This is a genomic window from Hydrogenophaga electricum (assembly GCF_030160815.1).
Taxonomy (GTDB): domain Bacteria; phylum Pseudomonadota; class Gammaproteobacteria; order Burkholderiales; family Burkholderiaceae_C; genus Hydrogenophaga; species Hydrogenophaga electricum.
In genome coordinates this window covers 1-23,300 of sequence record NZ_BSPB01000043.1, presented here as the reverse complement: position 1 = coordinate 23,300, position 23,300 = coordinate 1, and the positions used below count along the sequence as shown (strand labels likewise).

The 23,300-nt window shown below is 68.0% G+C and carries 24 protein-coding genes; 9 read left to right on the top strand and 15 right to left on the bottom strand.

Annotated elements, in window-relative coordinates:
* Positions 1 to 61 precede the first annotated feature (61 nt).
* The 4 genes from QQK43_RS18070 to QQK43_RS18055 are packed head-to-tail and all read right to left on the bottom strand — an operon-like array spanning position 62 to position 2,517.
* Positions 62 to 658 (bottom strand): DNA-3-methyladenine glycosylase I, encoded by a 597-nt coding sequence (locus QQK43_RS18070; RefSeq protein ID WP_284308876.1) that lies wholly within the window; start codon positions 656 to 658, stop codon positions 62 to 64.
* Complete coding sequence (locus tag QQK43_RS18065; RefSeq protein WP_284308875.1) at positions 655 to 954, bottom strand: YciI family protein; 300 nt, start codon at positions 952 to 954, stop codon at positions 655 to 657. Before QQK43_RS18065 ends, QQK43_RS18070 begins: the two co-directional genes overlap by 4 nt.
* Before the next feature lie 13 nt (positions 955 to 967).
* Complete coding sequence (locus QQK43_RS18060) at positions 968 to 1,552, bottom strand: TetR/AcrR family transcriptional regulator (protein WP_234263816.1); 585 nt, start codon at positions 1,550 to 1,552, stop codon at positions 968 to 970.
* 41 nt (positions 1,553 to 1,593) lie between these two features.
* The gene (locus QQK43_RS18055) at positions 1,594 to 2,517 is read right to left on the bottom strand and encodes a LysR family transcriptional regulator (protein ID WP_284308874.1); all 924 of its coding nucleotides are present in this window, start codon (positions 2,515 to 2,517) and stop codon (positions 1,594 to 1,596) included.
* Positions 2,518 to 2,612: 95 nt separating this feature from the next.
* On the opposite strand from QQK43_RS18055, the gene QQK43_RS18050 reads away from it, so the two are divergent.
* Both QQK43_RS18050 and ompA read left to right on the top strand, forming a co-directional pair.
* On the top strand, positions 2,613 to 3,620 hold the full coding sequence (locus QQK43_RS18050) for a sodium-dependent bicarbonate transport family permease (protein ID WP_284308883.1): 1,008 nt from the start codon (positions 2,613 to 2,615) through the stop codon (positions 3,618 to 3,620).
* Between the two features lie 180 nt (positions 3,621 to 3,800).
* The gene (ompA, locus tag QQK43_RS18045; protein ID WP_284308873.1) at positions 3,801 to 4,451 is read left to right on the top strand and encodes an outer membrane protein OmpA; all 651 of its coding nucleotides are present in this window, start codon (positions 3,801 to 3,803) and stop codon (positions 4,449 to 4,451) included.
* A gap of 24 nt (positions 4,452 to 4,475) precedes the next feature.
* On the opposite strand, the gene QQK43_RS18040 is transcribed toward ompA, so the two are convergent.
* Positions 4,476 to 7,082, bottom strand: coding sequence for a sensor histidine kinase (locus QQK43_RS18040; RefSeq protein WP_284308872.1), 2,607 nt, complete (start codon positions 7,080 to 7,082; stop codon positions 4,476 to 4,478).
* Positions 7,083 to 7,226: 144 nt separating this feature from the next.
* Positions 7,227 to 7,802: a mechanosensitive ion channel family protein gene (locus tag QQK43_RS18035; RefSeq protein WP_284308871.1), complete on the bottom strand. Its 576-nt coding sequence runs from the start codon at positions 7,800 to 7,802 to the stop codon at positions 7,227 to 7,229.
* Between the two features lie 283 nt (positions 7,803 to 8,085).
* Here QQK43_RS18035 and QQK43_RS18030 point away from each other — a divergent pair, with 283 nt between their 5' ends.
* On the top strand, positions 8,086 to 9,273 hold the full coding sequence (locus QQK43_RS18030) for a serine hydrolase domain-containing protein (protein ID WP_284308870.1): 1,188 nt from the start codon (positions 8,086 to 8,088) through the stop codon (positions 9,271 to 9,273).
* A gap of 68 nt (positions 9,274 to 9,341) precedes the next feature.
* The gene (locus QQK43_RS18025; RefSeq protein ID WP_284308869.1) at positions 9,342 to 10,361 is read left to right on the top strand and encodes an AraC family transcriptional regulator; all 1,020 of its coding nucleotides are present in this window, start codon (positions 9,342 to 9,344) and stop codon (positions 10,359 to 10,361) included.
* Between the two features lie 18 nt (positions 10,362 to 10,379).
* Here QQK43_RS18025 and QQK43_RS18020 read toward each other — a convergent pair whose 3' ends face one another.
* Positions 10,380 to 10,679 (bottom strand): hypothetical protein, encoded by a 300-nt coding sequence (locus QQK43_RS18020; protein WP_234263808.1) that lies wholly within the window; start codon positions 10,677 to 10,679, stop codon positions 10,380 to 10,382.
* A 33-nt stretch (positions 10,680 to 10,712) separates the two neighbouring features.
* Positions 10,713 to 11,432, bottom strand: a complete 720-nt coding sequence (locus QQK43_RS18015) for a TetR/AcrR family transcriptional regulator (RefSeq protein ID WP_284308868.1) — start codon at positions 11,430 to 11,432, stop codon at positions 10,713 to 10,715.
* A 61-nt stretch (positions 11,433 to 11,493) separates the two neighbouring features.
* Between QQK43_RS18015 and QQK43_RS18010 the strand changes: the two genes are divergently transcribed.
* Positions 11,494 to 12,786, top strand: a complete 1,293-nt coding sequence (locus QQK43_RS18010; protein WP_284308867.1) for an aspartate aminotransferase family protein — start codon at positions 11,494 to 11,496, stop codon at positions 12,784 to 12,786.
* A gap of 37 nt (positions 12,787 to 12,823) precedes the next feature.
* Here QQK43_RS18010 and QQK43_RS18005 read toward each other — a convergent pair whose 3' ends face one another.
* A complete protein-coding gene (locus tag QQK43_RS18005; RefSeq protein WP_284308866.1) occupies positions 12,824 to 13,732 on the bottom strand; it encodes a LysR family transcriptional regulator in 909 nt (302 codons plus the stop codon).
* Positions 13,733 to 13,845: 113 nt separating this feature from the next.
* Here QQK43_RS18005 and QQK43_RS18000 point away from each other — a divergent pair, with 113 nt between their 5' ends.
* Complete coding sequence (locus QQK43_RS18000; RefSeq protein WP_284308865.1) at positions 13,846 to 14,607, top strand: SDR family NAD(P)-dependent oxidoreductase; 762 nt, start codon at positions 13,846 to 13,848, stop codon at positions 14,605 to 14,607.
* A 132-nt stretch (positions 14,608 to 14,739) separates the two neighbouring features.
* Here QQK43_RS18000 and QQK43_RS17995 read toward each other — a convergent pair whose 3' ends face one another.
* A complete protein-coding gene (locus tag QQK43_RS17995; RefSeq protein WP_284308864.1) occupies positions 14,740 to 15,648 on the bottom strand; it encodes a LysR family transcriptional regulator in 909 nt (302 codons plus the stop codon).
* A gap of 69 nt (positions 15,649 to 15,717) precedes the next feature.
* On the opposite strand from QQK43_RS17995, the gene QQK43_RS17990 reads away from it, so the two are divergent.
* The gene (locus QQK43_RS17990) at positions 15,718 to 16,728 is read left to right on the top strand and encodes a bile acid:sodium symporter family protein (RefSeq protein ID WP_284308863.1); all 1,011 of its coding nucleotides are present in this window, start codon (positions 15,718 to 15,720) and stop codon (positions 16,726 to 16,728) included.
* A 52-nt stretch (positions 16,729 to 16,780) separates the two neighbouring features.
* Here the strand turns inward: QQK43_RS17990 and QQK43_RS17985 are convergent, their stop codons facing one another.
* The 5 genes from QQK43_RS17985 to QQK43_RS17965 form a co-directional block, all read right to left on the bottom strand.
* Positions 16,781 to 17,128: a c-type cytochrome gene (locus QQK43_RS17985; RefSeq protein ID WP_284308862.1), complete on the bottom strand. Its 348-nt coding sequence runs from the start codon at positions 17,126 to 17,128 to the stop codon at positions 16,781 to 16,783.
* A 15-nt stretch (positions 17,129 to 17,143) separates the two neighbouring features.
* Positions 17,144 to 18,364 (bottom strand): hypothetical protein, encoded by a 1,221-nt coding sequence (locus tag QQK43_RS17980; protein ID WP_284308861.1) that lies wholly within the window; start codon positions 18,362 to 18,364, stop codon positions 17,144 to 17,146.
* 2 nt (positions 18,365 to 18,366) lie between these two features.
* The gene (locus tag QQK43_RS17975) at positions 18,367 to 19,770 is read right to left on the bottom strand and encodes a c-type cytochrome (protein WP_234263797.1); all 1,404 of its coding nucleotides are present in this window, start codon (positions 19,768 to 19,770) and stop codon (positions 18,367 to 18,369) included.
* A 130-nt stretch (positions 19,771 to 19,900) separates the two neighbouring features.
* Positions 19,901 to 20,308 carry a DUF2946 domain-containing protein gene (locus tag QQK43_RS17970; protein WP_284308860.1) on the bottom strand — a complete coding sequence of 136 codons (408 nt, stop codon included), beginning with the start codon at positions 20,306 to 20,308 and terminating at the stop codon, positions 19,901 to 19,903.
* Complete coding sequence (locus QQK43_RS17965) at positions 20,301 to 20,855, bottom strand: GbsR/MarR family transcriptional regulator (RefSeq protein WP_284308859.1); 555 nt, start codon at positions 20,853 to 20,855, stop codon at positions 20,301 to 20,303. Before QQK43_RS17965 ends, QQK43_RS17970 begins: the two co-directional genes overlap by 8 nt.
* A 455-nt stretch (positions 20,856 to 21,310) precedes the next feature.
* On the opposite strand from QQK43_RS17965, the gene QQK43_RS23485 reads away from it, so the two are divergent.
* Both QQK43_RS23485 and QQK43_RS17960 read left to right on the top strand, forming a co-directional pair.
* Positions 21,311 to 21,688, top strand: a complete 378-nt coding sequence (locus QQK43_RS23485) for a DUF2946 family protein (protein WP_370465308.1) — start codon at positions 21,311 to 21,313, stop codon at positions 21,686 to 21,688.
* Positions 21,689 to 21,848: 160 nt separating this feature from the next.
* On the top strand, positions 21,849 to 23,300 hold a 1,452-nt coding region (locus QQK43_RS17960; protein ID WP_284308858.1), incomplete at its 3' end, for an ATP-binding cassette domain-containing protein.

Genomic DNA, 23,300 nt, shown 5'->3' with positions numbered 1-23,300 from the left:
GACCTGCTGCTCCCGCTGCGAATCAGTCATTCAGAGCACCAGACTGTCGAACGTGTGCGCGCTACACCGGCACCTTGAACGCGCGGCGCGCCGCCGCCACCTTCGCCCGCGCGTGGCAGCCCAGTTCGTGGTCGTTGACCAGGCCCATGGCCTGCATGAAGGCGTAGGCGGTGGTGGGGCCGACGAAGACCCAGCCGCGTTTCTTGAGGTCTTTGGCGAGTGCGACGGAAGCCGCGTGGGTGGACGCAGTCTGTGGCGCTGCGAGCGTGGCCGGGTCGGGTTCGAAGCGCCAGAAGTAGGCGGCCAGCGAGCCGAATTCGTCCACGACTTTCTGCGCGGCGGCGGCGTTGCGAATGGCGGCTTCGATCTTGCCGCGGTGGCGCACGATGCCTTCGTCTTGCAGCAGGCGCTCGACGTCTTTGGGCCCGAAGGTGGCGACGCGGTGAAAGTCGAAGCCTTCGAAGGCGCGGCGGAAGTGCTCGCGCTTGCTCAGGATGGTGCGCCACGACAGGCCCGACTGGAAGGCTTCGAGGCAGACCTTCTCGAACAGGCGCCGGTCGTCCGCCACCGGGAAACCCCATTCGGTGTCGTGGTAGGCGGGGAACTCGGGGGCCGCGTTGCACCAGCGGCAGCGGGGAAGCGCGTCGTCTGTGTTCATGGCTGGGGTGATGGGGTGGGGGCGGCGAGCCCGGGCTGGGTCCGGTGGGGTTGGAAGCCGGTGATGTCGGCCGTGACGATGCCGTGCGCGACGAAGGGGTCTTGCGCCACGCGGGCGGCGATGGCGTCGGCCGCCACGCTGGCGGCCAGCACACAGCCGCCGGTGCCGTCGTGCAGGCTGCCGGCCGCGAGGAACGTGCCGTCGGCGAAGCCGGCGTCGAGCCAGGCGTTGTGGGCCGCCATCCAGTGCGGGGCGTCGGGGCGGCGGTCGGTGAAGCGCAGAACGATGAGGTGCATGGTCGTTGGCCGGTCAGGGGGTGGTGCGGGGTGGGCGCAGGCCGCGCAGCCATTGCTGCAGCGCGGCGACTTCGGTGTCGATGAAGGTGTGGTCGTCGAAGGCCTGGGCCAGGGTGGCGATGCCCTGGCTGCGCGCCAGCAGGTGCATGGCGTGGCGCTCGGCGTCGGGCGGTGCAAAACCGAGCGCGGCGAACTGCTCGGCCAGCCAGTCCCTGAAGAGCCGGAACAGGCCGTTGGCGTGCGCCTGCGCCGGGTGTTCGAGCTTGGCCAGTTCGGTGCACAGGGTGCCGACGGGGCAGCCGTGCTGGCGGATGGCGGCGCTGTTGCGCTGCATCATCTGCGCAAACTGCGCCAGCCGGGCGCGTGGGGCGGGCGTGGCGGCCGCCCAGGCGGCGAGCATGGCGCGGGTCTGTTCGGTGCGGCGTTCCACCACGGCGGTGAGGATGTCGTCCTTGGCCTTGAAGTGGTGGTAGAAGTTGCCGCGCGAGAGACCGACGGCTTCGGCAATGCTGCCGAACGAGGTGTGTTCGTAGCCGGCTTCGTAGAAAAGCCGGTCGGCGGTTTCCACGATGCGGTCTCGGGTGCTGATCGGTGGCATGGACGCAGTTTAGGACAACCGTCCTAGTTTGCGCAAGCCGGTCACCCCGATGGCGCCGTTCCCGCCCCCAAAGCCCATTGCGCCGCGCTGCGCAGCAGGTGTTCGCGAAACACCTGGGCAATCGGCGAGAGCTGTTTGGCCTGCGGATACACCAGGTGCCATTGCGAACGGATCGGAAAGCCGCTGACCGGCAGCAGCACCAGGTCGCGCCCGATTTCTTCGGTCTTGAGCGCGTGGCGCGAGACGACGCCCACACCCAGGTGGCCGGCCACGGCTTCCTTGAGCGCCTCGTTGCTGCCCAGTTCGAGCGTGAGCGCGGGCACGAAGCCGGCCCCGGCGAAGTGCCGATCGGTCGCGAGCCGGGTGCCTGAACCGCGTTCGCGCAGGATGAAGCGTTCGCCCGCCAGCGCCTTGAGCGTCACACGTTGGCGTTGCGCCAGCGTGTGGTGGGCGGGCGCGATCAGGTGCAGCGGGTTGTCGAGGAAGACCTGGTCTTCCAGGTCCATGTCGGCAGGGGGCTGCGACATGACGTAGAGGTCGTCGCGGTTCTCGCGCAGACGTTGCACCACGCCGTCGCGGTTGAGCACTTCGAGCGCGATGTCGATGTTCGGGTAGCGCCCGCAGAAGCCGCCCAGCAGGCGCGGCACGAAGTACTTGGCGGTGCTGACCACGGCCACGCTCAGGCGCCCGCTGGTCAGGCCCTTCATGGCGCTGACCCGCTGGCCGAAGCGGTCCCACTCGCCGGCGACGGTGCGTGCGGTCTGCGCCAGTTCCCGGCCGGCCTCGGTCAGGAAGACCTTGCGGCCGATCACCTCGTACAGCGGCAGGCCCACCGATTCGGTGATTTCGCGCAGCTGCATGGACGCGGTCGGTTGCGTCACGTGCAGCGCGCGCGCGGCGGCGCTGACGCTGCCGGTGTCGGCCAGCGCCAGGAACAGGCGCATTTGGCGGAAGGTGATGTTCATAGATTTTTATCTATGTTGTGTCGCACAAGAATCGATTTTACGAAATGCATTTGAACCACCAGAATCCGCAGCCAACCAAGGAAAGCCCCGTGAATCTGCAGAACCTGATCGATCCCGCCATCCTGTTTTTTGTCGTCGGTGTGCTGGCCGGCTTGCTGCGCTCCAACCTCGAAATCCCGCCCGCCATTTCGCGCTTCCTATCGATGTACCTGCTCATGGCGCTGGGGCTCAAGGGAGGCTTTGCGCTGGCGGCATCGGGTCTCAACGCCCAGGTGGCGGCGGGGCTGGGCATTGCGGTCACGCTGGCGGTGCTGGTGCCCTTGCTGGGGTTCACGATCCTGCGGCGCTGGGTGTCGGGCTTTGACGCGGCCGCGCTGGCGGCCACCTACGGGTCGGTCAGCGCGGTGACCTTCATCACCGCCACCGGCCACCTCGACAAGATCGGCGTGCCGTACGGTGGCCACATGGCGGCGGCCATGGCGCTGATGGAGTCGCCTGCCATCGTGCTGGCGGTGGTGCTGGCCAACCGCCTGCGCCAGCAGGCCCAGCCGGCGCCCGGGGTGGTGGTGTCTGGCGGCGCAGCGGCGCTGGCGGGCCCGCCAGGGGCAGGGGCCACGGACTGGCGCAAGCTGCTGCACGAGTCTTTCACCGATGGTTCGCAACTGCTGCTGATCGGCGCCATGCTGGTCGGCCTGATGACCGGCGAGGCGGGGCACACGGCCATGCAACCGTTCTCGGGCGACCTGTTCAAGGGCATGCTGGCCTTCTTCCTGCTCGACATGGGCCTGATGGCCGCGCGCAACCTGCCGGGGCTGCGCGGGCGCTCACCGGTGCTGCTGGCCTACGGCGTGCTGGCGCCGCTGCTGCACGCCTCGCTGGCCTGGGCGCTGGCGCGGGCTGCGGGGTTGTCGGTGGGCGACACCGCGCTCTTGATGACGCTGGCGGCCAGTGCGTCTTACATCGCGGTGCCGGCGGTGGTGCGTTACGCCATCCCCGAAGCCAGCCCGTCGCTGTATTTCGGCCTCTCGCTGGGGCTGACCTTTCCGCTCAACCTGTTGCTGGGCATTCCGCTGTATGCGCAGGTGGCGCAGGCCCTGGGCTGAGGCGCCAGCTGTCCGCCGTGCGTGCGGCAATGGCGTGTTGTCCTACAAGCGCACGCGGCGGCTGCCGATGATGCCCGCGCAGCGCAAAACCTAGACTGGGTTTCACTCGGCCGGGAAGAGGACCGACCCGCCAGAGTCCTTCAACCACGCCCTGCACGGGCACAGAGAAAAGGAACACCCATGAACAACAAGCACCCTTTCCATCGCATCGCCTTGCTGGCTGCCGCCGTCTCGCTGGCCGCCGCTGCCGGCGCCCAGACGGTTGACAACTGGCAAAGCACCGATGGCCAGGTCTGGCGCAACGGGACCAACGAGCTGTGCTGGCGCAACAGCGCCTGGACACCGGCCACCGCCCACCCGGACTGCGACGGGGCCTTGCAGCCGCCTCCGCCGCCCGCCCCGGTGGCCCAGGCGCCGGCGCCGGCCCCGGTGGTCACGCCGGCTCCCGAGCCGCCGCCGCCCGCTCCGGCACCCGTGATGGCCCTGAGCTTGCAGGCCGAGACGCTGTTCGACTTCGACAAGGCCGTGCTCAAGCCGGCGGGCAAGACGGCACTGGACACGCTGGTGGCCGACATGGCGAAGGTGGACGTTGAAACCGTCATCGCCGTGGGGCACACCGATGCCATCGGCACAGAGACCTACAACCAGGCGCTGTCGGTCCGGCGTGTGGAGGCGGTGAAGGCCTACCTGGTGAGCAAGGGTGTGCCGGCCGACCGCATCAAGACCGAAGGCCGGGGCGAAACGCAGCCTGTGGCGTCCAACCAGACCCGCGAAGGCCGCGCCCAGAACCGCCGTGTCGAAATCGAGGTGGTGGGCACCCGCAAGCCCTGACCGGGCTGTTGCGCCCCGGGGCCGTCAGGCCTCGGGGCGCAGCGTGAAGCAGAAGCGCGCGCCCTGGCCCGGCGCCGCTTCGGCCGTGATGCGGCCACCGTGCCGGTCGACGATGCGGCGCACGGTGGCCAGGCCCACGCCGGTGCCCTGGAACTCGCTGGCGGTGTGCAGGCGCTGGAAGGGCTCGAACAGGTGTTCCGCCTTGGCCATGTCGAAGCCCGCGCCGTTGTCGCTGACGCAAAAGCCTTGCAGGCCCTGCACCTCGGCCAGGCCAAAGCCGATCGTCGCCTGCGGGGTGCGGGCGCTGTATTTCCAGGCGTTGTCCAGCAGGTTCACCAGCAGGGCCTCGGCCAGAGCGGCGTCGCAATCGGCCACCAGATCGGGGGTGACGTCGGCGATCACCTGGCGCGACGGATCGGCCTGGGCCAGTTCGGCAAGCCGCCGCGTGGCGATGGCCGACAGGTTGACGCTTTCGCGCGCCAGCGGTTTGTTGGTGTGGCGCGAGAGCGCCAGCAGGCCTTCGATGAGGCTGCCCATGCGTTCGCTGCCGAGTTGGATGCGTTGCAGGTGTTCACACCCTTGCGGACCCAGCCGATCGGCAAAGTCCTCCAGCAGGATCTGCACGAACCCGTTGACGGTGCGCAGCGGTGCGCGCAGATCGTGGCTGACGGTGTAGGCAAAGCTGTTGAGTTCGCGGTTGGCGGCGCTGAGTTCGGCCGTGCGTTCGATCACCCGCTGTTCCAGCTCGGCATTCAGGCGGCGGATCTCCTGGGCAGCACGTTCGCGGTCGGTCAGGTCCTGCACGTAGGCCACGCGCCGGACCGGCTGGCCCTGGGCATCGCGCAGCACGGTCACGTCGATCAGCACCGGGAAGATGCGGCCGTCCCGCGTCATGTGTTCGATCTCGAACACCAGGTGGTCCTGGCTGTGCACGGTGGCCAGCGCCGCCTCCAGCCGGGGCCAGGCGCTTTCGGGATACAGGCTGCGGATCGGCAGGCCAGTGAGGGCCGCGGTGTCGTAGCCGCGCTGCTGCGCAAAAGCGGGGTTGGCCACCACGATCGTGTTGGTCTTCACGTCGGAAATGAGCAGGCCGACTTCGCTGTGTTCGAAAGCCTCGGCCCACAGACGCAGGCCTGCTTCGGCCTGGCGCCGGTCCGTCAGGTCGTGCAGCGAAACGAGCATCCCGTCGGGCAGGGTGATGGCGCTGGCCTCGACGATGCGGGTGCTGCCGTCGAAGCAGCGTAGTTCGTATTCCATGGCGGACGGGGATTGCGGCGTCGCCGAGACCATGCGGGGCTGCAACTGGCGCCAGCGCGTGCGCGCCGTCTCGCGGGTGGGGCCTTCGGGGAAGGCGCGCAGAAACCACGCGTCGATGTGCGGAAGGTGGCGCGCTTCGTAACCCAGCAACTGCGTGAAGCGTGCGTTGAGGAACTGCACCGCGCCGTCGGGGGCGACAAAGGCCATGGCGACCGGGGCCTGGTCGAACAGCGACTGGAAACGCTGGCGGCTTTCGCTCAGGGCGGTGACCAACTCGGTCATTGAGCGAGCGAACACCGCCACCTCGTCATGGCCTTCGACGGCGGGCAGGGTCACCTGGGGATGCTGGAGGTTGATGCGGGCGGCCGCCTGGCTCAGCGCCTCCATCGGGCGCAGCCGCCGGCCGACGGCCCACCACAGGACGGCCGCCAGCGCCAGCGCGGACAGCAGGCCCCCGACCAGCGCCGTCCAGCCCAGGGACCGGGCGTCGGCAAACGCGCTGACCTCGTCCTGCCGGACCAGCACGATCCAGCCCAGCCCCGGGCCTGAGGGCGTCCCGAGGGTGGGCGCCGCCGCCGTGAGGTAGCGCCGGCCGTCGGGCCAGACCTCGACCGCCGTGGCCACCTGTCCCGCGGCCGCGCGCTGCAGCACCGACAGCGGCAGCAGGCTGGGGGCCGACTTCACCGGCAGGGTGGGGCTGCCGACAATGACCTCGCCGTGGCGGTTGGTCAGCAGCATTTCCTGGTTCGGATCATCAAGCTGGTCCATGAGCTGGTCGCGCAACTGGTAGGTCCAGTCCAGGCTGAGGTGGGTGGCCAGCACGCCCACGAAGCGGCCGTCCCGATCCTGCAAGGGCAGGGCGATGTCCAGCAGGCGCAGCGGCATCTCGTCCCGTTCGGGGCGGGGCAGCAGCTTGCCCAGCAACACCGCGTCGTGAATGTCTTCTTGGTACACACCCTGGCGACCGCCAACGAACCAGGCGCGTTGGGACACGTCGGTCCCGTTGATGCGGGGCTCGGTGCTGGCGACGATGCGCCCCTCGGTATCGGTGATGCCGATCCACGCGTGCACCGGGTGTGTGGCCTGCTTGTTCAGCAGGAGCGCCTGTTTGTCCTGAGGCGATCGCGACGGGTCGTGAAGGCGGTCCAGGGTGGCCAGGAAACGCAGTTCCTGGGTGCGGGCCGTCATGTCCAGGTTCAGGTGCGACGCCATGCGGGTGGCCAGCGTGCGCTGCAACTTGAACTGGTCTTTTTCAACCTGGGCCTGCACCAGGCGGGTCATCAGCAGCACGTAGGCGACGGCACTGATCACGGCCAGCAAGCCGATCAGCAGCACCAACTGCAGTCGAAGGCTGTTGCGCAATGACGGGAACACGTTGCTGTCCGGAGTGGCTTTGTGCCGATGCGCCGGATTCCCCCCTGAACGCATCCCTCATCCTGAAGATGATAGTCATCAAAGCGCTGCCGGAGGATGGGGTTGCGGGTAAACCCGGATGCCTGCCGGTGTGGGCCGGTGGCCTCAGTCCAGCAGCGAGCGCACCACCGGCTCCGTGGTGCGCAACCGCATCATGCGCTGGAAGAAAAGGCTGTTGGGCACACGCAGCCACGAGGGCTCGCCGCCTTCGGGCGGCAGTTCCTTGAGCGTGGTGTAGATGAGGTTGATGTCCATCACCTCGCCGCCCAGGCCCGGCTTGTCGCCGCTTTCCAGCAACTCGACGTGATCGTGCAGCCCGAAGGGGCGTGTGGTGTAGATCAGCAGCGCACAGAAGATGTTGGACAGCACGCTCCAGGCGGCAAAAAAGGCCACTGCCGCCACCGCGGCGAAGCCGGTGAAGGCGGTCCACAGCACCATGCCCGAAACCCCCAGGCGGTCCAGCACCAGCAGCAGGGCCGCGCCGAAGATGAGCACGCTGCTCAGGCGCCGGCTGCCGACCACCATCTCCAGCGGCAGGTGCTTGTCGGCGCCGAGCCGGTTGATGAAGCGGTTCAGCAGCGCGCGCAGCAGCAGCGCGGCGAACACGATCAGGGCGATCTGTAGGCTCAGCGTGATGACATCGATCCAGGGGTGGGCCCAGTCGGGCAGGAGGTTTTTCATGTTCTGCATGCGGTCGCGAGGGGGGATGCGCGCCAGAGGGCCGGGGCCGTGGGCGGTGTTCAGACAAGGGCCAAGGATAGAGGCTGTGCGCCAGCGTGTTGTTCCCCGCGGTGCGGCGGCGCTGCGCTGCCCCGCCGGGTGAATTGATTGCCGGATCCGGACAGGCGCATGCCGGATCCGGATGGGGCTGGCGCGCAGGCGTGCCTAGACTGGCCCGCACTCGTGAAGCGGGGAGCCGCGGCCCGCTGCGAGCCGTCCGACAGCCGCGCGAAGGAGACATGCCATGACCATGGCCAAGATGAAAACCGCATTGGATGCGGTGCTTGCACAGACAGTGGGCCGCCACGGTGGCGCACCCGGCGTGGTGGCGATGGCCACCGACCGGTACGCCAATTTCTACGAAGGGGCGGCCGGTGTGCGCGAACTGGGCCGCGACGTTGCGATGGACACCGACGCGGTGTTTGCGCTGTTTTCCACCACCAAGGCCATGGCCGGGGTGTGCCTGATGCAACTGGTCGAAGAGGGGCAGCTCCGGCTCGACGACCCGGCCGGTGCCTACGCGCCGGAGCTCGAAGCCCTGCAGGTGCTGGAGGGCTTCGATGCCGACGGTTCGCCGCGCACCCGGGCCCCCAGGCGGCGCATCACCGTCAACGACCTGATGCTGCACGCCTCCGGCCTGGGCTATGAATTCTTCAGCCCCGACGACCTGAAGTACCGCACCGCCCTGGGCATTCCCACCGTGGTGTCGTGCACCTTCGACGCCGTGCGCACGGTGCTGCTGCACGACCCGGGGGAGGCCTGGACCTACGGGGTGAACATCGACTGGGTCGGCCGCATCGTGGAGCGCCTGCGTGGCCAGCGCCTGGGCGAGGTGATGCGCGAACGGCTGTTCGCGCCGCTGGGCATGCAGGACATCGGCTTCACCCTGAGCCCGGCGATGGCGCAGCGCCTCGTGACCATCCACGACCGCGCCGCCGACGGCCGCCTCACGCCGCTGCCCGACCTGGTGCTGCCGCAGCCGCCAGCGATGGATTGCGGCGGCCATGGCCTGTACGGCACGGTCGGTGAATACATGAAGTTCATCCGCATGGTGCTCAACGACGGCCAGGGCGCGCACGGCCGCGTGCTGCGCCCCGAAACGGTGGCCGCGCTGGCGCGCGACGGCCTGGCCGAGATGGGGCTGGCGGTCGGCGGCTGGACCGGCTCCATCCCGTCGCTGAGCAACAGCGGCGAGTTCTTCCCCGGCACCGACAAGGGGTGGGGCTACAGCTTCATGACCAACCGCGAAGCCACGCCCAGTGGCCGGTCTGCGGGGTCGCTGATGTGGGCCGGCCTGGCCAATTGTTACTACTGGATCGACCGGGACAGCGGCGTCGGCGGCTACTGGGCGACGCAGATCCTGCCGTTCCAGGACGCGGTGTCGTACCCGGGGTTTGTGGAATTCGAGACCGCCGTCTACCATCACCGCTGACACGGCGGGCGGACGCACCGGGCGCGTGCCCGGTGCGCCGCCACGCCGGCGATGGAGACAACAAGCCCATGGATGCCATCCGCCATGTGCTGGTGCAGGACGCGCAGGGTCGGCCCAGCGAACACCACCGCCTGGTTGCGTCGTGCGACTGGGACGCCATCCGCCTGTGGTCCGATCAGGTCTACATGCCCTACAGCGTCACGCCGATCGGCCCGGTGCGCCGGCCCGACTCGGTGCTGGACGCCACCCGCATCGGCCACTTCACGCTCAGCCGCTTCAAATACGGTATTCCGGTCAACATCCGGGATTTTTCGCCCGAAGCCGGCATGGGCATGGTGCTGACCACGCTCGGTGGTGCGGCGCGCCACTGGAGCGGTGCGCGTTCCTACAGCGACACGGGTCTGGGTGACGCGTTCGTGGTCGACAACTCGCGCGCCAGCTACTGGGTGGATTTCGACGAACGCCACCTGCAGGTCAACCTCACGTTCCAGCACGACGCGCTGGCCGATCTGCACCTGCGCTGGTTTGGCGCCCCGGCCGACGAGCGGCTGTGGCGGCACAGCTTCCGGATCGGCGGCGGGCCGGGCTCGCCCTGGATGGCCTTGCTGGGGTATGTCTGCCAGTGCGTCACGCACATGCCGGACGCGGTGGGCGAGGGGCCGCTGGGGCGGCATCTGGAAGAGATGGTCGGTGTGCATCTGCTCACGCAGTGGCGCCAGCAGATCGACGGCCCCGCCCCGGGCTCTGCCTACCGGCCGGCGCCGCGGCAGGTGCTGGCCGCCGAGCGGTACATCCGCGAGCACGCGCGGTACGCGCCGACCCTGGGTGAACTGGCCGCTGCGGCCGGGGTGAGCGTGCGTTCGCTGAGCCAGGCTTTTCGCGCCTACCGCGACTGCACGCCGATGGCGGCGCTGCGGGAAGCGCGGCTGCAAGGGGTGCGTGCCGAGCTGTCGATGGCGACAGCGCCGGCGACCGTGCAGTCGGTTGCTGCCGATTGGGGCTTCACCCACCTGGGGCACTTTGCCCGGCTGTACCGCGAGCGCTTCGGCGAACTGCCGGCGGCCACGCTGCGCGCGGGCCGCCACTGAGCGGCGGGCGGTGCGGGGTCAGACCGGATCGGCCAGCAGCTTGGAGATGGCCGCGATGTGCGCCGCGGTGGGCTTTTCGGGCGGCATTTCGTCTTCGGCGGCGGTGGCGTTTTCGTGCGCCTGGATGGCGTTGACCATGGCGTACTGGTTCTCCCACGACAGGGTCTTGCCTTCGGGACACATGTCGCGCAGGGTGCCGTACCAGTAGTAGCCGTCGCGGCCGCCGAAGAGCCGGTCGATGGCGGCGGCGTCGCCGGTCTGGATGCCTTGGCCGGAGAGGATGAGCTTGAGTTTGTGGTGCGAAACGGAGTAATGCATGGTGTGTAGGGCCCAAAAAGGCGGGCCGCGATTCTACGTGCCACCGGACGGCGGTGCGCGCATCGCCGCCAACCCCTGCACCACGGTTTCGGTCCAGAACCGAAAGCTGCTGTCCAGCGGCGCCTGCGTGCCGCTGGTGGCTCGCACCACAAAAGCACCCTGGCGCAGGCGCCCCATTTCGCGGGCCAGCAGCGGGTGCCTGGCGGGGTCGATGGCTTGCATGCGCTGGCGGTGCGCATCGGCCCAGGCGTCGGCGTCTTCGTCGGGCAGGGGGGCGAGTTCCAGTGTGACAAAGCCCACCATCGCGGCGATCAGCGTGTTGTAGGCGTGGCGCAGAGGTGCGCCTTCGAAACCGGCGCGCACCAGCAGCGCCAGGATGTGCTCCATCAGCTCGGGCGGCATGCTTTCGTTGGACACCAGTTGCGCACCCAGCACCGGGGCAATGTGCGGATGCGCGCGCACCGCCTGGCGGTAGCGGCGCAGCAGATCGCGCACGCCGGCCTGCCAGTCCGGCGGCGTGCGGCGCGGCGTGAGGTCGCGCAGGGCCAGGGCCACGGCACCGGCGATCAGCGCGTTGCGGCCCGGCACGTGCCAGTACAGGGCGGTGGGGTAGACGCCCAGTTCGCGGGCCAGGTCGCGCACGCTGAAGGCGTTCACACCCTTGCGGTCGATCAGGGCGAGCGCGGCGTTCAGCACGGCATCGCGCGACAGGCCATCGGTATGGGTGCCAGTGCCTTTGCCGGAAGGGGGCATGTGTTTCTGCATGGTCCTGTACACTGTACAGGAACCTTCTGAAAGCGCCCAAGGAGCCGCCATGAATCTCGCCAACGCCCTGGAAGACGCCCGTGCCCGCTACCGCGCGCGCAACCCTGCCAGCGAACGGCAATTGGCTGGCGCGGCTGCCCACCTGCCCGGGGGCAATACGCGCAGCGTGCTGTTCTTTCCGCCGTTTCCGCTGACCATGGTGCGCGGCGAGGGCTGCCGGCTCTGGGATGCCGACGGGCATGGCTATATCGACGCGCTGGGCGAGTTCACCGCCGGGCTCTACGGGCATTCGAATCCGGTGATCCGGCAGGCCATCACCGGGGCGCTGGCCGATGGCCTGACGCTCTCGTCGCACACCCGCCGTGAGGCGGACCTGGCGGCCGAGATCCACCGGCGTTTCCCCTCGATGGCGCTCATGCGCTTCACCAATTCGGGCACCGAAGCGAGCATGCTGGCCATCGCCCTGGCCCAGGTGCACACCGGCCGCCGGAAGGTGCTGGTGTTCGACGGCGCGTACCACGGCGGCGTGCTGAGCTTTGGTGGCGGGGGCTCGCCGATCAATCTGCCGCACCCGTATGTGGTCGCGCCCTACAACGACCTGCCGGCCGTGGCCGCGCTGGTAGAAGCCCATGGCCCCGAACTGGCAGCGATCGTCGTTGAACCGGTGCTGGGCGCGGGCGGCTGTATTCCCGGCGATCCCGACTTCCTGCACGGTCTGCGCGCCCTGGCCGCCCGGTGCGGTGCCGTGTTCATCCTCGACGAAATCCAGACCTCGCGCCTGTCACCGGGCGGGCTGCAGGCGGTGCTGGGGCTCACGCCCGACCTCACCCTGCTGGGCAAGTATTTCGGCGGGGGGCTGTCGTTCGGGGCATTTGGCGGGCGGGCCGAGCTCATGGCGCGTTTCGATCCGCGCCAGCCCGGGGCACTGGGGCACGCCGGCACCTTCAACAACAACGTGCTGTCGATGGCCGCAGGGCTGGCCGGGCTGGAGCAGGTGCTCACGCCGCAGGCGCTGAACGACCTGAACCAACGCGGCGACCGCTTGCGCGAGCGCCTGAATGCCGTGCTGGCCACGGCCGATGTGCCCGCGCACTTCGCCGGTGTGGGCTCGGTCATGAACCTGCACGGCCTGCCGGGGCCGGTGCGCCGGCCTGCCGATCTGGCGGGCGCGAACCACGCCCTGCGCGAGCTGCTGTTTTTCGACCTGCTGGAACGTGGCGTCTACCTGGCCTTCCGCGGCTTCATCGCCCTGTCGCTGCCCTTTGACGATGCGGCCTGCGACACGCTGGTGGGCGCGCTCGACGATGCGGTCCACGCACGTGGCGCTTTGCTGCGCGGCTGAGGCTCAGTGCACGCCTGCGCGGTGGCGGCTGGCTGTGTCAGCTTTGCAGCCGGGGCGCCATCAGGTCGGCGAGCCAGTGCATGAACACCTGCACGCGCCGGGGCAACTGCCGCCGGTGCGCGTACACGATGGACACCGGCATGGGCGCCGCGCGCCAGGTGGGCAGGATCTCGATCAGGCGACCTGACTGCAGGTGGGCGCGCACGCCCGCTTCGGGCACCTGGATGATGCCCAACCCGGCCAGGGCCGCGGCGGCATAAGCGGCGGTGGTGTTGACGGTGAGCGCGCCGGCCATGGGCAGGGTGTGCAGTTTGCCCTCCACATCCCCATACTCGAAACCGCCGGTGCGTGCGCCGAGGTTGGGCACGTAGTGCACCAACTGGTGCTGGCCCAGATCGGCCAGGGTGGTCGGCAGGCCCCGCTCTTCGAGGTAGGCGGGGCTGGCCACATTGACCATGCGGTAGTGGCCGATCGGACGGGCGACCAGGCTGGAGTCGCTCATGCGGCCCACACGCAGCACGCAGTCGAAGCCTTCGCGCACCAGATCGACACGCCGGTCGACCGACGACAGTTCGATCTCCAGCCCCGGGTGTGCGCGCAGGAAGGCGGGCAGGGCCGGCAGCACGAGGTCGTGCGCGATCGGCTGAGGCATGTCCACGCGCAGGCGGCCGCGCAGCGTCGCGGGCTCGGCCTGAAACAGCGCGCGCAGGTCGTCCAGGTCGGCCAGCAGGTCCTGCGCCCGCTCGTAGGCCGCCTGCCCGTCCTGGGTCAGCTGCACCCGGCGGGTGGTGCGGTGCAGCAGCCGGGTGCCCAGTTCGGTTTCGGCGGCACGCACGGCCGCCGACACGGTGGTGCGGGGCAGCCCCAACTGGTCGGCCGCTGCGCTGAAGCTGGCCAGCTCGGCCACACGCACGAAGATGCGCAGCGATTCGGTGAGGTCTTTCATGGGTCTATTGTGCTTTTTTGATGCACAGTCATGGCATCGAATAGGGGTTTATGGGATTTATTGCCTTCAATAGACTGCGGGTTCTGACTTGTTTTGGCTGTGAAAGGAACCCCATGACCACCCGTCCGATTGCCCTCGTCACCGGCGCCAGCCGCGGGCTGGGCCGCAACGCCGCCCTGAAACTCGCCGCCCGCGGCACCGACCTGATCGTGACCTACCGGCAGCAGGCTGCCGAAGCCGAATCGCTGTTGCGCGAGCTGCAGGCGCTGGGCGCGCAGGCCGTGGCGCTGCCCCTCGATGTGGGCGACAGCGCCGGCTTTCCGGCTTTCGCCGAAGCGGTGCGCAGCGCCTTGGGCCGCCACTGGCAGAGCGAACAGTTCGATTACCTGCTCAACAACGCCGGCACCGGGATCAACGTCGCCATTGCCGCCACCACCGAAGCCCAGTTCGACGACATGGTGCGCGTGCATCTGAAGGGCACGTTTTTCCTCACGCAGGCGCTGTTGCCGCTGATCGCCGACGGAGGGCGCATTCTGAACGTCTCTTCCGGTCTGGCGCGCTTTTCCCTGCCGGGCTATGCCGCCTACGCGGCGATGAAGGGCGGCATCGAGGTGTTCACACGCTATCTCGCGCTGGAATTGGGGCCGCGCCGCATCGCGGTGAACACCATCGCGCCGGGCGCCATTGCCACCGACTTCGGCGGTGGCGCGGTGCGCGACAACGCCCAGATCAACGGCCTGATTGCTTCCCAGACGGCGCTGGGCCGCGTGGGCCTGCCCGACGACATTGGCCATGTGATGGCGGCGCTGCTGTCCCCCGATCTGGGCTGGGTGAACGGCCAGCGCATCGAGGCGTCCGGCGGCATTCACCTCTGATCGGCCGCCTGTCCCGAGGTTGCCGTGGGCCCCTGGGGGGCGGCTGACCGGAAATCGCTCCGCGGAGACGGTCGGTCGGTGCGGGCACCCGCCAGGCTTGGCTTGCCTTGCCTGCCCATAGCAGCGGGTCTCTCAGCCGTTGGCCGGGCTTCGCAGAGCCGCCATTTCGCGAATCAGGGCCCACACCCGCGTGGCCAGGGGCGAAAGCGAGTGCTGGCGCCGGTGCACCATCACGATTTCGCGCTGGATGCGGGGCGTCAGCGGCCGCGCAACGATCCCGGCCGGGGTCGTTGGCGGCGGCATCGCGAGTGCCGGCATCACGCTCAGCCCCAGGCCGGCTTCGACCATGCTGAACACCGTGGTGGGGTGCCCCACCTCCTGGACCACGTGCCCTCGGGCGCCGTGTTCGGCCAGGGCGCGATCGATCAGGCGCCGGCTGCCGGAGGCGTGGTCGAGAAGCACCAGCGGCACGCCATCGAGCGCCTGCCAGCGCAACTGCCGCCGCGCCGCGAGCGGGTGGCCGGCCGGCAGCACGGCCACAAAGGGGTCGTGCAGGATGGTTTCGCCGTGCAGGTCGTCGGGCGCCAGCGGTTCGATGACGACGCCGAAATCCACTTCGCCCGCGCGCACGCTGCTCAGCACGTCCTGCTGGATGCGGTCCAGCAGCATCAGCTCGATGTCGGGCTCGCGCTGCGCGCAGGCCGCGATGCACGCGGGCATGAGATGGGCGGAGATGGTGGGGCTGCTGGCCACACGCACCCGCCCGCGCCGGGTCTGGCCCAGTTCGCGCACGTCGACCAGGGCCTGGTCCAGTTCGTCCAGCACCCGTGGCAGGCGCCCCGCGAGGGACTGCCCGGCCTCGGTCAGCGCCACCTCGCGGGTGCTGCGGTCGAGCAGGCGCAGGCCCATCTGCGCTTCCAGCTCGTGGATGGCGCGGCTGACGGCGGGCTGGGTCAGGCCGATGCGGTCGCCGGCGCGGCTGAAGCTGCGCTCGCTGGCAACGGCAAGGAAGACGCGCAACTGGCGGAGGCTGATTTTCATGATTCTGAATCATGAATTTATCAGATTAATCCATTTCACTTTGGTAGCAACCTGGCGTCCAATCGCGGCATGGCACGTTCAAGATTCCTCCCCGACAACTTCACCCTCACCCTGGTGGGCATGGTGGTGCTGGCCAGCGTTCTGCCGGTCAGCGGCGTCATGGCCCGTGTGTTCGATGGCCTGACCACCGCCGCCATCACGCTGCTGTTCTTCCTGCACGGCGCGCGGCTTTCGCGCGAGGCGGTGCTGGCCGGCATCACGCATTGGCGGCTGCACCTGCTGGTGCTTGCGTCCACGTTCGTGCTGTTCCCGCTGCTGGGCCTGGCGCTGCAACCGGTGCTTTCGCCGCTGCTGCCGGCCGGCCTGTTCGTGGGCGTGTTGTACCTGTGCGTGCTGCCGTCCACCGTGCAGTCGTCGATCGCACTCACGTCCATGGCGCGTGGCAACATCCCGGCGGCCGTGTGCAGCGCCTCAGCCTCGACGCTGCTGGGCGTGTTCATCACCCCGCTGCTGGTCAATCTGGTGGTGGTGCCGGGCGGCAACGCGGGCGCTTCGCTCGACTCCATTGGCCGCATCTTCCTGCAACTGCTCGCCCCTTTCGTGGCGGGCCATCTGCTGCGACCCTGGATCGGCGGTTTCGTCAAGCGCCACGCGACCATGCTCAAGCTGGTGGACCAGGGCTCCATCGTGCTGGTGGTCTACACCGCCTTCAGCGCGGCCGTGATCGAGGGCCTGTGGCGGAACGTCTCGCTCGTCACCCTGCTGGCGCTGCTGTTCATCTGTGCGCTGTTGCTGACGGTGGTGCTGTCGGTGACCACCTGGGTCGCTCGCCGCCGCGGGTTCTCGACGGAAGATGAAATCACCATCGTGTTCTGCGGCTCGAAGAAGAGTCTGGCCAGCGGCGCGCCCATGGCCAAGGTGCTGTTCGCCGCGCCGCAGGTGGGCGCGATCCTGTTGCCGGTGATGCTGTTTCACCAGATGCAGCTGATGGTGTGCGCCTTGCTGGCCCAGCGCTACGCACGGCGTCCCCAGGTGGCTGCGCCGGTCGTTGCGGAGGCGACCACCCGGGCTGTTTCCTGAGCCTGACTCAGACCCTGCGCACCTGCCCCGAAAGGCGCGTGCGCAGGAGTCCTCAGCGAGCCGGGGTCCGGCTCAGCAGGCTGTAGTACGCAGCGATGTTGCGGATGTCGGCCTCCGACAGGGGTTGAGCCATGGCATTCATGGTCGGGTTCTGTCGTGTGCCTGCCTTGTAGGCGTGCAAGGCAGCTTCCAGGTAAGCGCGTTCCTGGCCGGCCAGATGTGGAGTACCGGGTATTTTCGAGATGCCGTTCGCGTTGTGGCAGGCAAAGCAGACCGCAGCCCGTTTCTGCCCGGCGCCCATGTCGGTCGCCACCCCGCTGAATTGCGCCCTGGCTGGGGAAGCGGTGCTGACCAGCAGGACCAGAAGAAGGGCGATTGCGGTGTTTGTGGTTGATGTCATGTAGGGACTCCTGATTCAGAGAAAGCTGTTGCGGACCCAGATCCAGATGCCGTAGATGAAGAACACGGCGATCCAGAGGCCCAGAATGCCGACGGCGGCGCTGCCGAGTCGGGCGACGCCGGGTTCGGCGTTGTAGATCCCTTGCACGCGGCCCGAGCGGTACAGCAGCGTGAGGTAGAACCCGCCGACGAGCCCCCCCACACCCAGCAGAGTGGCAAAAAACAGCGCGGTGGAGGGCCAGTCGGCATGAACCGTGTAGCTCGTGATGTCGTAGCCGAAAGGGCGCAGCAATTGCACGCGGATCACTTCCCGCCAGACCGCCAACAGGGCCAGTAACCCCAATCCGGCCGACAACGGCGCATAGCCATGGGTGCGTTGGGGAAAGCGGCGGACCCAGACCGCCAGCGCGAGCACGGTTGCCACCAGGAGCCAGCCGATGGGGTGACGAGACAGGCCAGAGCCGATTGGGTGGGCGAATTGCCAAGCTAGCAACGGAATGACCGACAGTACAAACCCCCAACTGGCGATCTGGCGACCGAGGGCAACGGCAAACGAGCGGTAGGCCGGTTCGCGGTCTTCGCGAACGGCAAAGTAGTGGGCATAGGCGATCAGATAGACACCGACTGCGGGCACCGACAGGCTCATGATGAACAGGTAGCGTGGCCACTGGATGGCGTGCAGCGCTGCACCTCGTGTGTCGAGCATGCCGTCGGGCGCATACCACCGCATCCATTCGTCAGGCAGCAGGGCCTGGTAGGAGAGTGCATGCATGATCAGACCGTCGAGGCAGAACAGTCCTAGTGCTACCCAAGCGTACAGACCGATGTGCCGCTTCGCGCCTTCGTGGTTGGCATAGTAGAAGACGAACCAGGCGCAGTACGCGACGATCAACGTAAAGATGAATGCGATGGTCCAGCGCCCTGAGAGCACGTTGGATGCGTACCACTGCGGGTCGTAGATCACCTGTGTGAACAACAAAGGTGCCACCCCCAACACGATCAGCAACGACACGCCTACCTTGGCCACCTTGGTCATGGCTATGGACAGCCTTTCCCAATTCGGGTTTTCTGCTCGTTTGTGGAAGGCGTAAATCGATAGGCCGGCTGCGCCCAGGGTCAGGTGCACAAAGGCGATATGAAAGACCCAGGTGAAGACCATCAATGCTTGAAACAGCACCGGATGCGCGGGTACCCCAGCGGGGTCACGCATGGTGTTCATGACGATTCCGATATCCATGGTCAGTCCTTTCTGGCGTCCACGACGGAGGTGCGTTGTTCGGCAATAACCGCGTCGATGTCCACGCCCTTGTTCACCGTGGCGATGAAGTGGGCGATGGCCTGAACCTCGGCTTCGGGGAGGTCGATGCGGGGCATGTAGGGCTGGGTGCCGTGCTTGAGCGGGCCGTTCAGGAACGCGGCGATCAGGTCTTCGTCCGTGGCACCATGGAACTTGTCCGGGATGTTGCGCAGCGGGGCGCCGGATTCCAGCGCATGGCAGTTGGCGCAGGCGATCTTCGCCAGCGTGCGTCCCACTTCCAGGCGGTTGCTGTCGGTCACGGTTCGCAGTCGATCGGGGATGAACGGGTGCAGCTTGAGCAGGCCGTTTTCCGCGATCTTGTCTACCTCGCCTTCGATGCCCTTGCCTGGTACGTCGCGTGCGATCACTTGGTTGCCGTAGATGTATTGGCCGGCCACGTACGGCTTGCGCATGGATTCACGCATGCGCTCTTCGGGCCAGACGCCCACCACCGCAATGAAGGCGAACAACGCTACCGCCAGCGAGGTGTGGATGTGGTGCGGTTTCCACCAGGCCAGCAGCAGCCACAGCGTCGACACCACAAAAACCGCGACCATGCCCTGGGCATAGACCGGCAGAAGGTGGGTGTTGAGCATGACGATGGCGTTGTTCGGCAGCGTCTGCAGGTAGTACAGGAACATCATCACCGCGAACAGGCCACCGACAAGTCCCACCGGGGCGATGAAGCGGGCCACGCTGGCGCGCAGCGACGCATCCTGCATACGGCTGGCCACCATGAGGCCCACGACCGCAGCCATCACGAACATGGAGCCCGTGCGCGTGCCCAGGTGCGCGAAGAAGTTGAGGTTGTAGAAGGCGTCGTTGGTCGAGCCAGTGAGGTACCAGTTCTCGTGGCCCGGCCACATCATGAAGGACAGGATGCCGACGATCAGCAGCATCGTGGCCCATGAAGCCAGAGCAAACGACCAGGTCAGCTTCAGGTGCGTCTTGGGATCCACCTTGCCGATCAGGTAGACCAGTGCATAGACGCCGATTACCTCCACGGTGAAGTAGACCCACTCGGCCGCCCAGACCCAGACGAAGTTGTGGATCAGGCCCCCCACGCCGCGTGGGCTGGCCACCGTGATGGCGTACCAGATGCCTGGCCCGGTGATGGAGCCGATGATGTATGAGAAGACCAGGAGGAACATGCCGTACTTCTTGATGAAGCTCATCAGCTCCGGCTTGTTCTCCCGATAGGCTTTGGTTTCCAGCAGCGCAAACAGAAACGATGCGCCGACCGACGTGTGGGACGCCACGACGTGTATCACGCCGATGATGCCCATAACCCAGGCCGTACCCACGGCCGGGACGTAGAACGTCGGGTACATGCCAAGCATGTCCATACGTTTCTCCTAAAAATGAAAAGGGCAGGGGCGTGGCCGCGATGGCGCAGCACCCCAGACCGTGGACCCGAATGGTTCACGGACGACGCGAGGCCCATCCCATGTCTGGTGGGACGGCCTCAAGCAGGACTCAGGGAGAAGGTCTGGCGCGGGGCGGTGCCCGTGGGGGATTCGCTTTGCGCTCGAGGCGTTTGAAGCCGGTGGTGTGGCCGCCACCCACGCGAACCCGGTCATTCAACGCGCCGGCCAACGGCAGCAACGCGGCGGCCGACGGCAGGACCGGCGTGTGGTGCTGCAGTATGCAATAACCACAATGCTCGTTGAGTGCTGCCTTGGGGGCTGTGGGCGTGCCGTCGTCGGCGGGTAAGGCGACGCGCAGGACACCCTGATCCGTGCAGATGTCAACCCAGTCGATACCCCGCTGCGCTGCGCGGGCTTGGGAGATGGCCGGAGCCAGGGCGCCCAGGATCATGGCCCACAGAAGCAGCCTAGCTATGCGCCGATGCAGCCGGCGCCCGGTTCGCCAGTTCTCAGGCACGCGGGCCCCGCAACGCCTTCCGAGTGCGCTCCTTCACGACCAGGAATTTCTGGACCTTGCTGCCAAGGTTCATGAGCTGCTGCAGGGATTCCGGCGACAGGCGCTGCAACTCGTCGAACCAGTTGTTGGCCTGTTCGGCAAGCTGGTACATCTCCTGCATGCGTTCCAGAGCGTAGCGGTCCTCGCTGCCAGACGGTTTGCTCAACAGGGCCTGGCGCAACATGCTCAGCGTGGGCTCGACCTCGCGGCGACGGCGCTCCGCGGCCACCGCCTTGAAGATGTCCCACACGCTCCCCAGGGTGGTGTAGTACTCCCGGCGGTCACCGGTCTTGCGTGACAGTGTGACCAGTTGCCAGGCTTCGAGCTCCTTGAGGCCCATGCTCACGTTGGAGCGCGAAATGCCCAGCGTCATCCCGATCTCGTCGGCGTTCAGGGGCGTTTCCGAGACGAAGAGCAGGGCGTAGATCTGCCCCACCGTGCGATTGATGCCCCAGCGACTGCCCATTTCACCGAAGTGAACGACGAAGGCTTCAATGGTCGAGGTCATGCGGTGGGCTTTTGGGATTTTCAGAGTTTCCTGAATTTTAGGCAGCCTTTGATGCGGATCAAACAGGCGGTAAGAACCCACGGGCACCAGGCAGGCTGCGGTCTTTGACATCTGTCAAGTGTCTAGACCGCCGCCGGTGCCGAAACGGGCGGTGACCTGCATGGACTACCGAGCCCCGGCGTGCGATGGCGGATGGAGGGGGCTTGATGCTTGTCAATGCCGGTCGTGTGACTCGGGCGCGACAGCTCGCTGCGTCAAAACCCCAGCCGATGAAGGGGGATGGTCAGTGCCCGTTTCCAGATCCATAATTTCCTCAATTTTCAGAAATTATTGAAAATTCGGATGCCCAATTTTTCCTCTTATTGCTCACAGCGGTTGATGCCTGCCGCCCGGCCCGTTCCCGGACGGCGGGGGCGTGTGTTGTTTCGCGGCGAGGGAGGCATGCCGTGCTGATCATGGGCCGCTATCGCCGCCGGGTAATCCAGCTCACGCTGCTGGCTGTAATCTGGGGGATGGCCATGCCGCTGCTGGCGGCACTGCTGCCGGCCCGCGCCGCCACGGTGTGGGTGGATGTTTGCGAGAGTCCGGGTGTCCGGCAGGTGGCTCTGGACACCCTGGGCCCGGGGGATGCCGGACCCCACCAGTTCGCTACGGACCTCTGCACCTACTGCCGCCTCCAGCAGGACTCGCCCGCCACCGTGCCACCGCCGGCCTTGGCGTGGCGGATGGCTGTCGCTGGCGCCGAGGGGTGTCCGCCGTACAAGGCCGGGCCTGGGCGCACCAAGGTGGTCGCGCTATCCCATCCGAGCCGCGCGCCCCCTACTGCCTGCTGACCACTCACCCCGCCGCATCCCCCCCCGGGAGTGCGTGTGCGGGCGCGATGGTGCCGGCCCCTTCCCGTTCTTCTCCGCCCCCCTGCGCCTGCTGCCTTTCACAGAAAGCCGTTCTTTGGTCTCCGATCCTCTTCCCCTCCCGCAACCCGAGGCGCCTGCCATGGGGCCGGGTGCTTCTGCCCAGGGTGCTGCCGCTTTGCTGTGGGTACCGCAGGCGGCCTTGCTCGCGCTGGCGGTGCAGCGGCTGGCCGATGGCGGTGCGCTGGATGCCGTGTGGGGGCCGGCGCTGGGCCTGCTGTTGCTGGGGCTGGTGCGTGCCACGCTGGAGGCCTGGGGCGCGCGCCGGGTGTTCGACCAGGCGCGCGATTTTGTCCATGGGCTGCGGGCCGAGGCCGTGCGGGCGCTCGCGAGCCGGTCGCCACTGGACCGGAACCGGCCCGCCTCGGGCCTGGCGGCCAGCGTGCTTGGTGAGCAGGCCGAGGCGGTCGTGACCTGGCTGGTGCGTTTCCAGCCGGCGCGCTGGCGGGTGCGGTGGGTGCCGCTGGTCATCGCGGGGCTGGTGGCCTGGTTCTCGTGGGTGGCGGCGCTGATCCTGGTGCTGGCGATGCCCCTGATCCCGCTGTTCATGGCGATCATCGGCTGGCGCGCCCAGGCCGCGAGCGAAGCGCAGATGGTGGCGCTGGGCCAGATGAACGGGCTGCTGCTCGATCGCCTGCGTGGCCTGTCCACGCTGCGTTCGCTGGGCGCGGTCGACGCGACCGCGCTGCGCCTGCGCGCGGCGGCCGAATTGCTGCGGGTGCGCACCCTGCGCGTGCTGCGCATCGCTTTCCTTTCGTCGGCCTCGCTGGAGCTGTTTTCGGCGCTGGCGGTGGCGCTGGTGGCGGTGTATGTGGGTTTTCACCTGCTCGGCCAGATTCCGGGGGGTGCCTGGGGCGCACGCCTGAGCCTGGGCGAGGGCTTGTTCATCCTGATGCTAGCGCCCGCGTTTTTTGAACCCCTGCGCGATCTGGCTGCCGCTTGGCACGACCGCGCCGCTGGCGAGGCCGCGCTGGCCTCGCTCGCGCAACTGGCGCAGCCCGGCCTGGCCTTGCCCGGCGCTCTGGCGCCTGCCGCTTCGGCGTCCAGCGGTGCGCGCCCGCTGCCTCCCGATGTGGAGGTGCTCAACGCGACGCTGGCCTATGGCGACGGAGCGGTGGTGTTCCGCGGCGCCAGCCTGCAGGTGCGCGCCGGCGAGCATGTGGCCCTGGTGGGCCCCAGCGGTGCGGGCAAGACCACGTTGCTGGCGGCACTGGCCGGCCTGCTGCCGCTGACGGCGGGCGAGGTGCGCGTCGGTGGTGTGCCGATGACGGACGAACACGCACCTGGCCTGCGCGAGGGCATGGCCTGGATCGGGCAGCGGCCCCACGTGTTTGCCGGCACGGTGCGCGACAACGTGGCCTTGCAGCGCCCCGGTGCCACCCGAGAAGCGGTGGCCCAGGCGCTGCGGTTTGCCCATCTGGAGACGGTGGCCGGGGCGATGCCCGAGGGCGGTCTGGGCGAGGGCGGCGCCGGCCTTTCCGGCGGGGAACTCGTGCGGCTGGCGCTGGCGCGCGCGGCCGTGGCGCCCGGCGCC

Bases quoted from the DNA above. Each gene is read 5' to 3' on its own strand.
- QQK43_RS18070 (WP_284308876.1), bottom strand. From the start codon at position 658: ATGAACACAGACGACGCGCTTCCCCGCTGCCGCTGGTGCAACGCGGCC.
- QQK43_RS18065 (WP_284308875.1), bottom strand. From the start codon at position 954: ATGCACCTCATCGTTCTGCGCTTCACCGACCGCCGCCCCGACGCCCCG.
- QQK43_RS18060 (WP_234263816.1), bottom strand. From the start codon at position 1,552: ATGCCACCGATCAGCACCCGAGACCGCATCGTGGAAACCGCCGACCGG.
- QQK43_RS18055 (WP_284308874.1), bottom strand. From the start codon at position 2,517: ATGAACATCACCTTCCGCCAAATGCGCCTGTTCCTGGCGCTGGCCGAC.
- ompA (WP_284308873.1), top strand. From the start codon at position 3,801: ATGAACAACAAGCACCCTTTCCATCGCATCGCCTTGCTGGCTGCCGCC.
- QQK43_RS18035 (WP_284308871.1), bottom strand. From the start codon at position 7,802: ATGAAAAACCTCCTGCCCGACTGGGCCCACCCCTGGATCGATGTCATC.
- QQK43_RS18030 (WP_284308870.1), top strand. From the start codon at position 8,086: ATGACCATGGCCAAGATGAAAACCGCATTGGATGCGGTGCTTGCACAG.
- QQK43_RS18025 (WP_284308869.1), top strand. From the start codon at position 9,342: ATGGATGCCATCCGCCATGTGCTGGTGCAGGACGCGCAGGGTCGGCCC.
- QQK43_RS18020 (WP_234263808.1), bottom strand. From the start codon at position 10,679: ATGCATTACTCCGTTTCGCACCACAAACTCAAGCTCATCCTCTCCGGC.
- QQK43_RS18015 (WP_284308868.1), bottom strand. From the start codon at position 11,432: ATGCCCCCTTCCGGCAAAGGCACTGGCACCCATACCGATGGCCTGTCG.
- QQK43_RS18010 (WP_284308867.1), top strand. From the start codon at position 11,494: ATGAATCTCGCCAACGCCCTGGAAGACGCCCGTGCCCGCTACCGCGCG.
- QQK43_RS18005 (WP_284308866.1), bottom strand. From the start codon at position 13,732: ATGAAAGACCTCACCGAATCGCTGCGCATCTTCGTGCGTGTGGCCGAG.
- QQK43_RS18000 (WP_284308865.1), top strand. From the start codon at position 13,846: ATGACCACCCGTCCGATTGCCCTCGTCACCGGCGCCAGCCGCGGGCTG.
- QQK43_RS17995 (WP_284308864.1), bottom strand. From the start codon at position 15,648: ATGAAAATCAGCCTCCGCCAGTTGCGCGTCTTCCTTGCCGTTGCCAGC.
- QQK43_RS17990 (WP_284308863.1), top strand. From the start codon at position 15,718: ATGGCACGTTCAAGATTCCTCCCCGACAACTTCACCCTCACCCTGGTG.
- QQK43_RS17985 (WP_284308862.1), bottom strand. From the start codon at position 17,128: ATGACATCAACCACAAACACCGCAATCGCCCTTCTTCTGGTCCTGCTG.
- QQK43_RS17980 (WP_284308861.1), bottom strand. From the start codon at position 18,364: ATGGATATCGGAATCGTCATGAACACCATGCGTGACCCCGCTGGGGTA.
- QQK43_RS17975 (WP_234263797.1), bottom strand. From the start codon at position 19,770: ATGGACATGCTTGGCATGTACCCGACGTTCTACGTCCCGGCCGTGGGT.
- QQK43_RS17965 (WP_284308859.1), bottom strand. From the start codon at position 20,855: ATGACCTCGACCATTGAAGCCTTCGTCGTTCACTTCGGTGAAATGGGC.
- QQK43_RS23485 (WP_370465308.1), top strand. From the start codon at position 21,311: ATGGGCCGCTATCGCCGCCGGGTAATCCAGCTCACGCTGCTGGCTGTA.